Consider the following 13,729-nt stretch of genomic DNA (forward strand, 5'->3'; position numbering starts at 1 on the left):
GGAGTGAATCAATGGACGCACTTGAACTGCTGGTTAACCGTCGTAGCGCTTCTCGCCTGGCGGAACCTGCGCCTGCGGGCGAACAGCTGGAAAACATTCTGCGCGCCGGTATGCGCGCCCCGGATCACGGTACGCTCTCGCCGTGGCACTTCTTCATCATTGAAGGCGAAGGGCGCGACCGTTTCAGCACCTTGCTTGAGAATGGGGCGATGGCCGCCGAGCAGGATGAAAAAGCGATTGATAAAGCGCGCAATGCGCCGTTTCGCGCGCCGATGATCATCGCGGTGGTGGCGAAATGTCAGCCGGAACATAAAGTGCCGGTCTGGGAGCAGGAGATGTCTGCAGGCTGCGCGGTGATGGCGATGCAAATGGCGGCTGTGGCACAGGGCTTTAACGGCATCTGGCGCACCGGCCCGCTGACCGACAGTCCGGTGGTGCGCGAAGGGCTCTCCTGCGCCCAGCACGATAAAATCGTTGGCTTCCTCTACTTAGGTACGCCGCAGCTGAAAGCCTCGACCACCATTACAGCACCCGATACCGCCCCGTTCGTCACCCGTTTCTGATAATCGCACTAAACTGTCTGGATTATGAGCAAGCGTCGCATAATTCAGACAGTCATACTTACCTCATCACGGAATGAGCGCTACCATAGCGCGATTGCAATGACAGGAGATGTCCATGAGCGAGCAAACCATTCGTTTAACGCAATACAGCCACGGAGCGGGTTGCGGTTGTAAAATTTCCCCGAAAGTGCTGGAAACCATTCTGCACAGCGAACAGGCGAAGTTTGTCGACCCGAACCTGCTTGTCGGCAACGAAACGCGTGACGATGCAGCGGTATACGATTTAGGAAACGGCACCAGCATTATTAGCACCACCGACTTCTTTATGCCGATTGTCGATAACCCGTTTGATTTCGGGCGCATCGCGGCGACCAACGCCATCAGCGACATCTTCGCGATGGGCGGTAAACCGATCATGGCGATTGCTATTCTCGGCTGGCCGATCAACACCCTGGCGCCGGAAATTGCCCGCGACGTCATCGAGGGTGGCCGCTTTGCCTGCCAGCAGGCGGGGATCGCTTTGGCGGGTGGGCACTCCATCGATGCGCCAGAACCGATCTTCGGCCTCGCCGTCACCGGCGTCGTACCGACCGAACGCGTGAAGCGCAACAGCACCGCGCAGGAAGGGTGCAAACTGTTCCTCACTAAGCCGTTGGGCATTGGCGTGCTCACCACCGCTGAGAAAAAATCCCTGCTCAAGCCCGAGCATATCGGTCTTGCCACCGACGTGATGTGTCAGATGAACCTGGCGGGTGCGGCGTTCGCGAATATCGACGGCGTAAAAGCGATGACCGACGTCACCGGTTTTGGCCTGCTCGGCCACCTGAGCGAAGTTTGCCAGGGCGCGGGCGTGCAGGCGCAGCTCTGGTATCAGGACATTCCAAAACTGCCTGGTGTGGAGGAGTACATCGCACAGGGGGCGGTGCCGGGCGGTACGCAGCGTAACTTTGCCAGCTACGGTCATCTGATGGGCGATATGCCGACGGAGTGGCGCGATCTGCTGTGCGATCCACAAACCTCCGGCGGCCTGCTGCTGGCAGTCACGCCTGAGGCGGAAGCCGAGGTCAAAGCTACCGCCGCAGAGTTTGGCATTACCCTGAGCGCCATCGGCGAGCTGGTCAGCGCGCGCGGCGGCCGTCCGATGATTGAGATCCGTTAATTCGATGCGTTTGTTTATTGCGGAAAAGCCGAGTCTCGCCCGAGCCATTGCCGATGTGCTGCCCAAGCCGCATCGCAAGGGCGACGGCTTTATCGAATGCGGTAACGGGCAGGTGGTCACCTGGTGTATCGGTCACCTGCTGGAACAAGCGCAGCCGGATGTCTACGACAGCCGCTATGCGCGCTGGAATCTCAACGATCTGCCGATCGTGCCGGAGAAGTGGAAACTGCAGCCACGTCCTTCGGTCACCAAACAGCTTAACGTCATCAAACGTTTTCTGCATGACGCAGAAGAAGTGGTTCACGCGGGTGACCCGGACAGGGAAGGGCAACTGCTGGTGGACGAAGTGCTCGACTACCTTGAGCTGGCGCCGGAAAAACGTCAGCAGGTGCAGCGTTGTCTGATTAACGATCTTAACCCGCAGGCGGTGGAGCGCGCCATTACGCGTCTGCGCGCCAACAGCGAGTTCATCCCGCTGTGCGTATCTGCCCTGGCGCGTGCCCGCGCCGACTGGCTGTATGGGATCAACATGACGCGCGCCTACACCATTCTCGGGCGTAACGCCGGGTATCAGGGCGTGCTCTCAGTCGGGCGCGTTCAGACGCCGGTGCTGGGCCTGGTGGTGCGTCGCGATGAAGAGATCGAAAACTTCGTCGCCAAAGATTTCTTCGAGGTGAAAGCGCATATTGTCACCCCGAAGGATGAACGTTTTACCGCGACCTGGCAGCCGAGCGACGCCTGTGAATCTTACCAGGACGAAGAGGGGCGGTTACTGCATCGTCCGCTGGCGGATCACGTGGTCAACCGCATCAGCGGCCAGCCAGCGATGGTCACCAGCTATAACGATAAACGGGAATCAGAACCCGCGCCGCTGCCGTTTTCGCTGTCGTCGTTACAGATTGAAGCGGCTAAACGCTTTGGTATGAGCGCGCAGAACGTGCTCGATATCTGCCAGAAGCTGTATGAAACCCACAAGCTGATTACCTATCCGCGTTCAGACAGCCGCTACCTGCCGGAAGAGCATTTTGCCGGGCGACATGCGGTGCTGAATGCCATCGGCGTTCACGCCCCGGATCTGCTCCCGCAACCCGCCGTGAACCCGGAAACGCGCAACCGCTGCTGGGATGATAAAAAAGTCGACGCGCACCACGCGATTATCCCGACGGCGCGCGCCAGCAACGTCAATCTGAGCGAGAACGAAGCGAAGGTGTATAACCTCGTGGCGCGCCAGTATCTGATGCAATTTTGCCCGGACGCGGTGTTCCGCAAATGCGTAATTGAGCTGGAGATCGCCAAAGGTAAGTTCGTCGCCAAAGCGCGTTTTCTGGCGGAAGCGGGCTGGCGCACACTGCTCGGCAATAAAGAGCGCGATGAAGAGAACGACGGCACGCCGCTGCCCGTGGTCGCAAAAGACGACGAACTGCTGTGCGAAAAGGGCGAAGTGATTGAGCGACAAACGCAGCCGCCGCGCCACTTTACGGACGCCACGCTGCTCTCTGCTATGACCGGGATTGCCCGCTTTGTGCAGGATAAAGATCTGAAAAAGATCCTGCGTGCGACCGATGGATTAGGCACAGAAGCGACGCGCGCTGGGATTATTGAGCTGCTGTTCAAGCGCGGTTTCCTAGTCAAAAAAGGGCGCTATATCCACTCGACGGATCCGGGCCGGGCGCTGATTCACTCGCTGCCTGAGCTGGCTGCGCGACCGGATATGACGGCGCACTGGGAATCTATCCTGACCCAAATCAGCGAGAAGCAGTGCCGCTATCAGGACTTTATGCAGCCGCTGGTCGGCACGCTGTTTGAGCTGATCAATCAGGCGCGCAATACGCCGGTGAAATCTTTCAGAGGAATGGTGGCGCCGGGCGGTGGGGACGCGAAGAAAAAGTTTAAGAAGAAGAGTGCGGCCTGACGCCCTCTCACAAGGCGCGGGCGAAGATATAAAAAACGGCAACTCTGTTGCCGTTTTGCTTTTATCAACCAGACCAGTAACGGTTTAAATCACCCCTTGCCCGATCATTGCATCGGCGACCTTCACAAACCCGGCGATATTCGCGCCGCGTACATAGTTGGTCTGCTCCGCTTCTCCGCCATACTCCACGCAGGCGTGGTGAATATCCAGCATGATGTGATGCAGACGGGCGTCCACTTTTTCGGCTTTCCAGCCCATACGCGCGGCGTTCTGCGCCATCTCCAGGCCAGACGTCGCCACGCCACCGGCGTTGGCCGCTTTACCTGGCGCAAACAGCACACCGGCTTCCAGGAACAGATCGGTCGCTTCGATGGTCGTCGGCATATTCGCGCCTTCCGCCACGGCTTTCACGCCGTTTTTGATAAGCGTGCGGGCGGCGTCCACATCCAGTTCGTTCTGCGTGGCGCACGGCAGGGCAATGTCCACCGGCACCGACCACGGCTGCTTGCCTTCCAGATAGGTCAGGCCAAACTCGCGGGCGTAATCGGCGACGCGACCGTCGCGGCTGGCTTTAATTTCGCATAGACGCGCCAGTTTTTCCGCCGTGAAACCGGCTTCATCCACCACCGTGCCGCTTGAGTCCGAGGCTGTCACCACGCGCGCGCCAAACTGCATCGCTTTTTCAATGGCATACTGCGCGACGTTACCGGAGCCGGACACCGCCACGCGCATCCCTTCAAAGCTCAGACCGTGGCGTTTGAGCATCGCTTCAGTGAAGTAAACCAGCCCGTAACCCGTCGCTTCCGGGCGAATCAAACTCCCGCCAAAGGACAGCCCTTTGCCGGTAAACACGCAGGCGCTGTTGTTGGACAGTTTTTTCATCATCCCGGCCATAAAGCCCACTTCGCGCCCGCCCACACCGATATCGCCCGCAGGCACATCCGTATCAGGGCCAAGGTGACGATACAGTTCCGTCATCAGCGCCTGGCAGAAACGCATCACTTCGCCTTCGCTTTTGCCTTTCGGATCAAAATCGCTGCCGCCTTTGCCACCGCCCATCGGCAAGGTGGTGAGGGCGTTTTTGAAGGTCTGCTCAAAGCCGAGGAACTTCAGGATCGACAGGTTCACGGAAGGGTGGAAACGCATTCCGCCTTTGAACGGGCCGATGGCGGAGTTGAACTGTACGCGCCACGCGCGGTTCACCTGCACCTGATTTTTGTCATCCACCCACACCACGCGGAACTGAATCACACGTTCAGGTTCAACCAGACGCTCGAGCAGAGACATCTGACGGTAACGCGGGTTTTCTTCGAGGAATGGCCACAGGGTGGTCATGACTTCACGAACGGCCTGTGCAAACTCGCTCTGATGCGGGTCGCGTTGTTGAACATGGGTAAGAAATGATTCCAGAGAGCGTGTCTGTTCCATAGCGATAAGAGCCTCTTATGACGATTTTTTTAATTTTGTGTGTTGTGTGGGTGATTTGTGGTCGTTTTCGACTATACCACCCGTACCGCTTTGCGTGGCAAGGGAAAATTTACCGGGAAAGTGAAATTAATCAGCGGCCTTGTGTCATAACTAAAAACGATGATGCGCTAAAGATTCAGCGGCAAACAACCGTTATATACAGATCATCCTTCAGGCACCTACACGAGTCAGCCCTGGGTATGCTCCGGTTTGCTGGCTTGATGCAACTTGAATGATTTTGTGTATAGTCATGATCAGCAGATAAAAGGAATCTTTATGAACCGCTACCTAGTAACCGCTCTGTTTGCTCTGTTATCCACAGGGGCCCAGGCTGATCGTATTCGCCCGGACGTGGAGGTCAATGTGCCGCCAGAGGTGTTCAGCTCCGGCGGTCAGCGCGCGCAGCCCTGCAATCAGTGCTGCATCTATCAGGATCAAAACTATTCGGAAGGTGCGGTGGTGAAGGCCGACGGCGTGCTGCTGCAGTGTCAGCGCGATGAAAAAACCATCAGCACGAACCCGCTGGTGTGGCGGCGCGTAAAAGGATAAAGGCTTCCAGCAGGGGAATATCGGCGGGCGCTAAATCATAGGCGAACGCCTCCTGCGGCGTACACCACACCAGACGGCTGTGATAGTGCGCGACCACGTCGCCCCTAAAGGACGGAACGTGCCACGCGTGGAGATGAATCAGCCGCCCGGACACTTCGCGCTGGTGGCTGGCAACATACTGCACAGGGAGTGCCTCAATCCCCAGCTCTTCGCGCAGCTCGCGGATCAGCGCCTCGGGCTGCGTCTCACCGGCTTCGACTTTACCTCCGGCGAACTCCCACATTCCCGCTTGATCGGCCTGCGCGGGGCGTTGCGCGAGGAGAATTTTGCCATCCTTTTCAAGGATAGCGGCAACAACATCGAGAGTTTTCAGCATGGTCGTCAATAATTACAGTTGAAAAACGACATATTATCGTCGCCTTTCAAAGAGTCCAGCCATCAGGAGAGTCCGGTGAAAGAAACATCCGCCTGGGTCCAGCCCGTAGAATCCCTTCCCGCCAGTCTGAAACCCATCGCCGCCATGCAAAAAAAACATTTTGGCGTGGTGCTCAATCCCACCCGCTGGTGGGGAAGAATGCCGCGTCTTTTCTGGCTGGTGGCGCTGTTTGTCGGTTTTCTGGAGAGAAAAAAAGCGCGCCTGAACCCAGCCCTGCGCGCGCTGCTGATGACCCGCATTTCGCAGCTCTGCCACTGCGCATTTTGTATCGACGCTAACAGCCTGCGCCTCGCCGAGCGCTGCGGCGCGCTGGATAAAGTCCAGGCGGTCAGCGAGTGGCGTACATCCGCGTTATTCACGGCAGAAGAGCGTGCCGCGCTGGACTATGCCGAGGCGACGACGGCCACGCCGCCGCAGGTGACGGAAGCGATAAAATCCGAACTAAAGCGCTTTTACAACGACGAAACCATTACCGAAATGACGGCCCTGATTGCGTTTCAGAATCTCTCGGCGCGTTTTAACGCTGCGCTGGAGATCCCGTCACAAGGGCTTTGTGACGCCTTCAAAGGTCAGCCTCATGCTTGACAGACATCTGCATCCGCGCGTTAAACCTGCGCTCAACCGCCTGGTGGCGGTCATCGATAAGCCTTTTATCACGCCGGATGGCGTGACGCTTGCGGGCTTTGCCCTCGGCGTACTGGCACTGCCATTTCTGGCCCTCGGCTGGTACCCGGCGGCGCTGGTCGCAATTGTGCTGAACCGCCTGTTCGACGGGCTGGACGGCGCACTGGCGCGGCGTCGCGGCCTGACGGACGCGGGCGGTTTTCTCGATATCGCCCTCGATTTTCTGTTCTATGCCCTGGTCCCTTTTGGCTTTGCGCTGGCGGCACCGATGGAAAACGCGCTCGCCGCCGCCTGGCTGCTGTTTGCGTTTATCGGCACCGGGAGCAGTTTTCTGGCGTTTGCGGCGCTGGCGGCGAAACACAATATCGACAACCCAGGCTATGCGCACAAGTCGTTTTATTACATCGGGGGATTAACGGAGGGGACGGAGACCATCGCGCTGTTTGTGCTCTGCTGCCTGTTCCCGGCGCACTTTGCGCTGTTTGCCTGGATCTTTGGCGCGTTGTGCTGGCTCACCACCACAACGCGCATCTGGAGCGGGTATCAGACGCTGAAAACCCTGAAATCTTAAAGCGTGCTTTCCGGCGTCAGCGGACCCGTGGTGATCGGATTTTGTGGATGGCTGCTCCACTCGTACCAGCCGCCGTCGTAAACCGAGACGTTTTTCCAGCCCATGGCGCGGGCGTACATAAAGGTTTCTGACGCGCGCCAGCCGGTGCCGCAGTAAAAGGCGACGTGCTGATCCGGCAGGATGTTCCAGGCTTTCCACATCGCAGCGATATCCTCGGCGCTGCGCATGGTGCCGTCCGGGTTGTGGAAATCTTCCATATGCGTCGCATCGCTGCCCGCATGGCCCCAGCGCGCGCCTGCGATTTCACCTTTTGGCTTGATGTAGCTGTAGCCGCTGGTTTCGCCGGTGAATTCCGGCCAGGAACGAATACTCACCAGCGAGGCATCCTGGCGATGCACCATCCCGCGCGCCTGTTCCATATCCACCATCAGCTGCGGCTGCCCCGGGATCGGTGCGCCGAAATCATCCGCAGGCGTCACTTTCGCAGGCAATCCGCGCTCGACCGGCAGACCGGCGTCGGACCAGGTTTTCCAGCCGCCATTCAGCAGACGCACAGCTTTCACACCTGCGTAGAGCATGATCTGCGCGACGCGCGCCGCCGCATAGACGTCGCGACCGTAGAGGATCACGGTGGTGTCGTGGCGAATGCCCTGTTTTGCCAGCAGCGCTTTCAGTTTGTCGTCGGAGACTTTATTCCACAGCGGCTCGCTTTCGACGTCGTTGGTATCGATATAACCCGCACCCGGAATGTGATTCAACAGATAAAATTTCGGTGCGCCCCAGGCGGCTTCGATAATTTTATAATCGCCCGCAGGCGCCGCCGCGACCTTTTTTCCCTGCATCATCTGATGCAGCCATTCGGGATAAACCAGTTGCTCGAAATGAGGAAGACGTTGCAGACGTTCGGCACTTTGCAGCGCATCGCCAAGCACTGAAATGTGTTGATAACCGGCTTTGGCAAGGCGCGCTTTCACGGCCTGGTTGTCGTTATCGCTGCCGTACAGGGCGATAGCGGATGTCGGGGTGAGGTTATGCTGTTTTGCCCAGTCACTGAGCTGCTCATCGCTCATCACCTTCAGCCAGCTGGCTGACAGATTCAGCGCGGCGGGCTCATGCCCGGAGGTGCCAGACAGGGTTTGCGGCCAGCCGTTAAAAAATGCGCTGGCGCGGGTATCGATCACCGCGCCGTGCTGCTGTTGCAGCTGTGCAAGCGTCAGAGAAGGGGCCATATTAGCGGCAAAAGTGGAAACACTGGCAAGACAGAGCGCCAGCACGGTCAGTTGAGAAACACGTTTCATCGAAAAACCTGACATCATATAAAAGGTGCGTCATTTTCGTCTTCCCCTAAACAGAATTCTTTGCGTTAGCACAGGGTTTACTGCCAGTCGGACAGCTGAATCACACGTCCGCCCGCCGGAATGTCCTCTTCATCGTGCGTAACCAGCACTACCGGAATATTCAGGGCACGAACCTCAGCGAATACCCACTCCCGAAACGTCACGCGCAGGGATTTATCCAGACGACTAAAAGGCTCATCCAGCAACAGCGCGCGCGGCTGCGCCAGCAGGGCGCGCAGCAAACTGACGCGACTGCGTTCACCGCCCGACAGCGTGGCCGGATCGCTGGCATAAAATCCGGCCAGACCGGCGCTGGCAAGCGCCTGTTCAACCCGCTCGCGGCGCGCCGTGCGGATCTGCGCGGGAAGCGCCAGCATCAGGTTCTGTCCGACGCTAAAGTGATCGAACAAGAGCGCGTCCTGGAACAAAATGCCGATCCCGCGTTTTTCAACCGGGCGAATATCGAGCCGCTGATCGTCAAGCCACAGCTCGCCATGAGCGTGAAAATCGGTGGAGAGTGCGCCCACCAGCCAGGCAAAAAGGGTCGATTTTCCGCTGCCGGAGGGACCCATCAGCGTCAGAATTTCCCCGCGCGCAACGCTGAAATTGGCATTGCGCAGCAGCGGTTCGAGGGTGAGATTTTTGACCGTCAACATTACCGTAACCCCTGTCGATAGTAGCCAGCGAGCCGCGATAAACCGGCCGCCAGCCCAAACGCGGCGGCGGTAAGCGCCAGTAGCCATAAGGCCTGGCTCGCCAGAATGGCGCTGCTGCCGCCGCTGCTAAGGGCCACCGCTTCGGTGGTCAGCGTGGCAAATCGTCCGGCGCCGAGCCACAGCGTCGGCAGATACTGCGCCATGCTCACGGAAAACCCGGTGGCAAAAGCAATCAGGATCGGGCGCACCAGCAGCGGGCATTTGATTTTAAAAAACAGCTGACTGCGCGACAGCCCGAGGGTTTTAGCGATCAGGATCAGGCGCGGATCGAGCCTGCGCCAGGCCGGCTGCAGCACCAGCAGCGTCCAGGGCACTACCCACAGCAGATGCCCCCACAGCACCGCCAGAAAGCCGCCGTCAACGCCCAGCGCGAGCGCCAGACGGTATTGCCCGGCGACGAGGGGCAGGGCGGGCAATGCCAGCGGCAGCCACAGCCAGACCGCTCCGTGCGACGGACCCCACTCCAGCCAGAGCAAAATAATCGCCAGTGCAATCAGGGCGGAAAACAGAGCAAACGAGAGGCTGGCGTGAAACGGCGCGAGATCAAATTCACGGTACTGCGCCAGCAGGAGCAGCGCTCCGGCACACAGCAGCCCGCTGAGTGGCAGCAGCCAGCCAAGCGCCATTCCCGTGACGGGCGGACCGGCGTTGTGGCGGTGACCGGACGTGGCGGGCAACGTGCGTCGCCAGGCTTTCCAGAGCGCAGACCCCACCGCGGCAAACAGCGTCAGCAGGAGCAGTAAAACCAGACACAACAGCGTGCCTTTGATTTGCTGCTCCGTATCGCCCTGGCTCAGCCACTGCCAGGCCAGCACCGCCAGTGTCGGCGGATTGCCCGGCCCGAGAATGATGGCGATATCTACCACCGACAGAGACCAGGCCACCACCGCCAGCATCACTGCGCCCAGTGCCGGGGCAATGGTCGGCAGAACCAGCCAGAACAGCCCCTGAATGCGGGAATAACCGAGGCTTTGCAGCACCACCATTTTCTGCGCCAGGATCTTTTCCGGCAGCACTGCATAAATCGCCCACAGCACGAAGGCACTCTCTTTCACCGCCATTGTCGCACCAAGGCCTATTCCATAGGGATCAAACACTGGCGAACAGGCGCTACAAAGCTGATAAACGGCACCGCCTTCGGCAAAAAGCAGCAGCACGCTGGTGGCGAAGGCGACATGCGGCACGGCGAGTAACCATGGCAGGCGGCCATTCATCTGCTGCCAGCGCTTGCCGGGCCAGAGCGCAGACAGGATACAGAGCGCAATAAAAAGCGAACCGAGGGTGGCGAGGGTCGTTGAGACCAGGGTAGCGATCAGCGCCTGCGGCAGCTGCGGATCGCGAAACAGGGACTGCCACCCGGCGGCTGAAAATGCAGGGGACAGGAGCATGGCGGTGGCGGGCAACAGCGGCGCGTAAATGGCCGCCATTGCCAGCCACACCAGCCAGCCTAGCGGGTGCCGTAGCGACGCAGCCATTCCTGCTCCAGAGCATTCACCCATGCCGCGTGCGGCTCAGGCAGCATGACGGGTAAACCGACCGGGATAAACTGGCGCAGGGCGTGAGCCTGATCAGCGGGCAGTTTTTGCGGGTCCAGCACACTCGGATCGCCCCAGATTTTCGGGTCGGCTTTACGACGTTGTGCGGGTGGAGACAGCAGGAAATTCGCCACCACTTTTGCTCCGGCGCTGGCGCTGCTGTTGGCAGGAATCGCCACGAAATGAACATTGCCAATCATTCCGCTGGCAAAGCCGAAACTTATGCTGTCTGCAGGTAACTCGCCGCTGTCCACCTTCTGCCGGGCATGCGCCGGGTTAAAGGTCAGGGAGAGATTCAGATTGCCGCTGGCGAGTAGAGCATCCATTCGTGCCGGTGACGGCGGGAAATCTTTCCCTTCGCGCCAAAGCAGGGGATGAAGCTGGTCGAGATAGCGCCACAGAGGGGCGGTTACCGCGTCAAATGTTTGGGGATCGGGCGCGGTTTTTAGCGCATCAGGTGTTGCCGTCAGGTTCAGTAACAGCTGTTCCAGAAACGCGGTGCCAGTAAAATCGGGCGGGCGTGGATAGGTCACTTTACCGGGATGCTGTTTCGCGTATCCGAGCAGGGCGGAAGGATCGCGCAGTGGCTCAGGCAACAAAGTCTGTCGCGAGATAAACGTCAGTTGCGCCGCGCCCCACGGGGATTCGGCACCGTCGGTGGCGATGGCAAAATCCTCAGTCACTGGTTTGGTGGTATCGACATACCGCCAGTTGGGGAGCATTTGCGCCCAGCCGCTTTGCAGCAGATTCGCCTGTTTCAGCGTGCGGAAGTTCTCGCCGTTGACCCACAATAAATCGACCGAACCTTGGGTGGTCCGCCCGGCGCGGGATTCCGTCTGGATACGTTTGACCGCATCGGCGGCATCCGCCAGATGCACAATGTTGAGGGTAATGGCGTAGTGAGTTTTCATCTCATCGCTTACCCAGTCGAGATATCGATTCACCGCCGGATCGCCACCCCAGGCGTTAAACCAGACGGTCTGCCCTTTGGCTTCCTGTTGAACGGTTTGCCAGTCGCTGGCGGCGAGCGCCGGGGTTGCCAGCAGCAGCCCGGTCAGAAACACGCAATAACGCACACGGCGCATAATGCCTCCCTGTTAATGAGATGAAGGGGTGAAGCGAGAAAACAGCCAGCGAGCGATCAGCGGCAATAACCCTAACAGTGTAAAGGCGATCAGCACTCCCGGCGACAGAATATCGCGCAGAGAGGTCAGTTGCCCCAACTCGCGCCCGGCATTGAGGAAAACCACGGTCGCGGGCAGCATCGCCAGCTGGCTAACCCACCAGTAACGCGCCACGCCGAGAGAGGTCAGCCCGCAGAGCAGATTGACCAGAAAAAACGGGAACACCGGCATCAGGCGCAGGGCAAAAAGATAAAACGCGCCATCGCGTTTCACCCCTTCATTCACCGTCTGCATCGGTTTCGCAAAGCGGCGTTGCACCCAGTCGCGCAGCACATAGCGGCTGGCGAGCATTGCCAGTGTCGCCCCCAGCGTCGAGGCAAAAGAGACCAGCACCATCCCCTCCCAGAAGCTGAATAATGCGCCACCAAGCAGCGTTAACAGCGCCGCACCAGGAATCGAAAAGGCGGAAATCAGCACATACAGGGCGAAATAGAGCGCGGCACTTTGCACCGGGGCGCGGTCGACGTTATCCAGCAGCATCAGCCGATGGGCGCGGATCGCATCCAGGGAGAGAAATCCCGGCGGCAGTTGCGTGATGAGCAAAGCAAATGCGCCCAACAGGGCGCACAGGAAGAGGATTTTTGACGCGTTCACCGGCACTTACAGCTTGAATTTCGCCCAGACCGGCGCGTGATCGGACGGTTTTTCCATGCTGCGAATATCGTAGTCGATCCCGGTTTCGATGCAGCGCTCGGCCAGAGGCTGGCTTGCCAGCAGCAGGTCGATGCGCAGGCCACGGTTATCGTCGAAGCCTTTTGAGCGGTAATCAAACCATGAGAAGCGATCCTGTGTCTCCGGGTTGGCGGTGCGGAAGGTGTCGACCAGGCCCCAACTCATCAGGCGATCCATCCACTCGCGCTCTTCCGGCAGGAAGGAGCATTTACCGGTGCGCAGCCAGCGCTTGCGGTTGTCTTCGCCAATGCCAATATCCAGGTCCGTCGGGCTGATATTCACGTCGCCCATAATCAATACCGGATTCTCTTTGTTCAGCTCGGTGTTCAGGTAATCCTGCAGATCCTGATAGAACTTCGCTTTTGCCGGGAATTTGGTTGGGTGGTCGCGGCTTTCGCCCTGCGGGAAGTAGCCATTGATAACGGTGATATTACCCAGCGGGGACGGGATCTCGGCCATGATAATGCGGCGCTGTGCTTCACCGTCATCGCCAGGGAAGCCGCGGCGGACCGAGACAGGCGTCTCTTTGGTTAACAGCGCCACGCCGTAATGGCCTTTCTGACCGTGATAAAAGACGTTGTAACCCAGCTTCGTAACGTCTTCCAGCGGGAACATATCGTCGTGAACTTTTGTCTCCTGCAGGCCGATCACGTCAGGTTGATGTTGTTCAACAATGGCTTCCAGTTGGTGAGGGCGGGCGCGCAGGCCGTTGATATTAAAAGAGACAAATTTCATAGTCGCTGCCAGTGCAAGGTGAATAGTGCATGGATGGTAGCAGAATTTGCGCCGCCTGTTACCGGGTTAGACCAATAACTGCAACAGATCCTGCCGACGGTGCAATTTTTGCACCATTTCGACGCGCCTTGCCCTCAAAAGGGGCGTAAACGGTCAATAAATTTCGCGAGCGATCACAATTCCAGAATTATATTTTGCTTGTGAATAATATTTCTCGTTTTCGTCCCGCGAACCGCCGCTTATCGTAAAAATATTCACTTAATATGCAT

14 protein-coding genes are annotated in these 13,729 nt (G+C 58.6%); 6 read left to right on the forward strand and 8 right to left on the reverse strand.

What is annotated here, in order from left to right; all coding sequences use genetic code 11:
• The first annotated feature begins 11 nt into the window (after positions 1-11).
• The 3 genes from C0560_RS08460 (at position 12) to C0560_RS08470 (ending at position 3,634) form a co-directional block, all read left to right on the forward strand.
• On the forward strand, positions 12-563 hold the full coding sequence (locus C0560_RS08460; protein ID WP_100780518.1) for an NAD(P)H nitroreductase: 552 nt from the start codon (positions 12-14) through the stop codon (positions 561-563).
• A 115-nt stretch (positions 564-678) separates the two neighbouring features.
• Complete coding sequence (gene selD / locus C0560_RS08465; RefSeq protein WP_100780517.1) at positions 679-1,722, forward strand: selenide, water dikinase SelD; 1,044 nt, start codon at positions 679-681, stop codon at positions 1,720-1,722.
• 4 nt (positions 1,723-1,726) lie between these two features.
• Positions 1,727-3,634, forward strand: coding sequence for a DNA topoisomerase III (locus tag C0560_RS08470; RefSeq protein WP_248859981.1), 1,908 nt, complete (start codon positions 1,727-1,729; stop codon positions 3,632-3,634).
• Between the two features lie 84 nt (positions 3,635-3,718).
• On the opposite strand, the gene gdhA is transcribed toward C0560_RS08470, so the two are convergent.
• Positions 3,719-5,062 (reverse strand): NADP-specific glutamate dehydrogenase, encoded by a 1,344-nt coding sequence (gene gdhA, locus C0560_RS08475; RefSeq protein ID WP_123429072.1) that lies wholly within the window; start codon positions 5,060-5,062, stop codon positions 3,719-3,721.
• Positions 5,063-5,377: 315 nt separating this feature from the next.
• On the opposite strand from gdhA, the gene C0560_RS08480 reads away from it, so the two are divergent.
• Positions 5,378-5,650 (forward strand): YnjH family protein, encoded by a 273-nt coding sequence (locus C0560_RS08480; protein ID WP_100780514.1) that lies wholly within the window; start codon positions 5,378-5,380, stop codon positions 5,648-5,650.
• On the opposite strand, the gene C0560_RS08485 is transcribed toward C0560_RS08480, so the two are convergent.
• Positions 5,610-6,026: a pyrimidine (deoxy)nucleoside triphosphate diphosphatase gene (locus C0560_RS08485; protein ID WP_269212051.1), complete on the reverse strand. Its 417-nt coding sequence runs from the start codon at positions 6,024-6,026 to the stop codon at positions 5,610-5,612. The two genes, C0560_RS08480 and C0560_RS08485, sit on opposite strands and share 41 nt — an antisense overlap.
• A gap of 75 nt (positions 6,027-6,101) precedes the next feature.
• Between C0560_RS08485 and C0560_RS08490 the strand changes: the two genes are divergently transcribed.
• Together C0560_RS08490 and C0560_RS08495 are read left to right on the forward strand one after the other, a co-directional pair.
• Positions 6,102-6,671 carry a carboxymuconolactone decarboxylase family protein gene (locus tag C0560_RS08490; RefSeq protein ID WP_100780513.1) on the forward strand — a complete coding sequence of 190 codons (570 nt, stop codon included), beginning with the start codon at positions 6,102-6,104 and terminating at the stop codon, positions 6,669-6,671.
• Positions 6,664-7,281, forward strand: a complete 618-nt coding sequence (locus tag C0560_RS08495; protein ID WP_107703807.1) for a CDP-alcohol phosphatidyltransferase family protein — start codon at positions 6,664-6,666, stop codon at positions 7,279-7,281. The genes C0560_RS08490 and C0560_RS08495 overlap by 8 nt, the downstream gene beginning before the upstream one ends.
• On the opposite strand, the gene C0560_RS08500 is transcribed toward C0560_RS08495, so the two are convergent.
• The 6 genes from C0560_RS08500 to xthA form a co-directional block, all read right to left on the reverse strand.
• Positions 7,278-8,579 carry a sulfurtransferase gene (locus C0560_RS08500; protein ID WP_248859982.1) on the reverse strand — a complete coding sequence of 434 codons (1,302 nt, stop codon included), beginning with the start codon at positions 8,577-8,579 and terminating at the stop codon, positions 7,278-7,280. The genes C0560_RS08495 and C0560_RS08500 overlap by 4 nt on opposite strands.
• A gap of 77 nt (positions 8,580-8,656) precedes the next feature.
• On the reverse strand, positions 8,657-9,274 hold the full coding sequence (locus tag C0560_RS08505) for an ATP-binding cassette domain-containing protein (RefSeq protein WP_248859983.1): 618 nt from the start codon (positions 9,272-9,274) through the stop codon (positions 8,657-8,659).
• Complete coding sequence (locus tag C0560_RS08510) at positions 9,274-10,809, reverse strand: thiamine ABC transporter permease (RefSeq protein ID WP_248859984.1); 1,536 nt, start codon at positions 10,807-10,809, stop codon at positions 9,274-9,276. Before C0560_RS08510 ends, C0560_RS08505 begins: the two co-directional genes overlap by 1 nt.
• Complete coding sequence (locus C0560_RS08515) at positions 10,782-11,945, reverse strand: ABC transporter substrate-binding protein (protein WP_248860263.1); 1,164 nt, start codon at positions 11,943-11,945, stop codon at positions 10,782-10,784. The genes C0560_RS08510 and C0560_RS08515 overlap by 28 nt, the downstream gene beginning before the upstream one ends.
• A 21-nt stretch (positions 11,946-11,966) precedes the next feature.
• Positions 11,967-12,647, reverse strand: coding sequence for a TVP38/TMEM64 family protein (locus C0560_RS08520; RefSeq protein WP_248859985.1), 681 nt, complete (start codon positions 12,645-12,647; stop codon positions 11,967-11,969).
• A 6-nt stretch (positions 12,648-12,653) separates the two neighbouring features.
• Positions 12,654-13,460 carry an exodeoxyribonuclease III gene (xthA, locus tag C0560_RS08525; RefSeq protein ID WP_248859986.1) on the reverse strand — a complete coding sequence of 269 codons (807 nt, stop codon included), beginning with the start codon at positions 13,458-13,460 and terminating at the stop codon, positions 12,654-12,656.
• Positions 13,461-13,729 lie beyond the last annotated feature (269 nt).

It is taken from the genome of Lelliottia sp. AC1 (assembly GCF_023278595.1).
GTDB lineage: Bacteria > Pseudomonadota > Gammaproteobacteria > Enterobacterales > Enterobacteriaceae > Enterobacter > Enterobacter nimipressuralis.

Excerpts from the sequence above, each read along its gene's own strand:
- C0560_RS08510 (WP_248859984.1), bottom strand. The coding sequence starts at position 10,809 with ATGGCTGCGTCGCTACGGCACCCGCTAGGCTGGCTGGTGTGGCTGGCA.
- C0560_RS08470 (WP_248859981.1), top strand. The coding sequence starts at position 1,727 with ATGCGTTTGTTTATTGCGGAAAAGCCGAGTCTCGCCCGAGCCATTGCC.
- selD (WP_100780517.1), top strand. The coding sequence starts at position 679 with ATGAGCGAGCAAACCATTCGTTTAACGCAATACAGCCACGGAGCGGGT.
- C0560_RS08480 (WP_100780514.1), top strand. The coding sequence starts at position 5,378 with ATGAACCGCTACCTAGTAACCGCTCTGTTTGCTCTGTTATCCACAGGG.
- C0560_RS08505 (WP_248859983.1), bottom strand. The coding sequence starts at position 9,274 with ATGTTGACGGTCAAAAATCTCACCCTCGAACCGCTGCTGCGCAATGCC.
- C0560_RS08500 (WP_248859982.1), bottom strand. The coding sequence starts at position 8,579 with ATGAAACGTGTTTCTCAACTGACCGTGCTGGCGCTCTGTCTTGCCAGT.
- xthA (WP_248859986.1), bottom strand. The coding sequence starts at position 13,460 with ATGAAATTTGTCTCTTTTAATATCAACGGCCTGCGCGCCCGCCCTCAC.
- gdhA (WP_123429072.1), bottom strand. The coding sequence starts at position 5,062 with ATGGAACAGACACGCTCTCTGGAATCATTTCTTACCCATGTTCAACAA.
- C0560_RS08460 (WP_100780518.1), top strand. The coding sequence starts at position 12 with ATGGACGCACTTGAACTGCTGGTTAACCGTCGTAGCGCTTCTCGCCTG.
- C0560_RS08485 (WP_269212051.1), bottom strand. The coding sequence starts at position 6,026 with ATGCTGAAAACTCTCGATGTTGTTGCCGCTATCCTTGAAAAGGATGGC.
- C0560_RS08495 (WP_107703807.1), top strand. The coding sequence starts at position 6,664 with ATGCTTGACAGACATCTGCATCCGCGCGTTAAACCTGCGCTCAACCGC.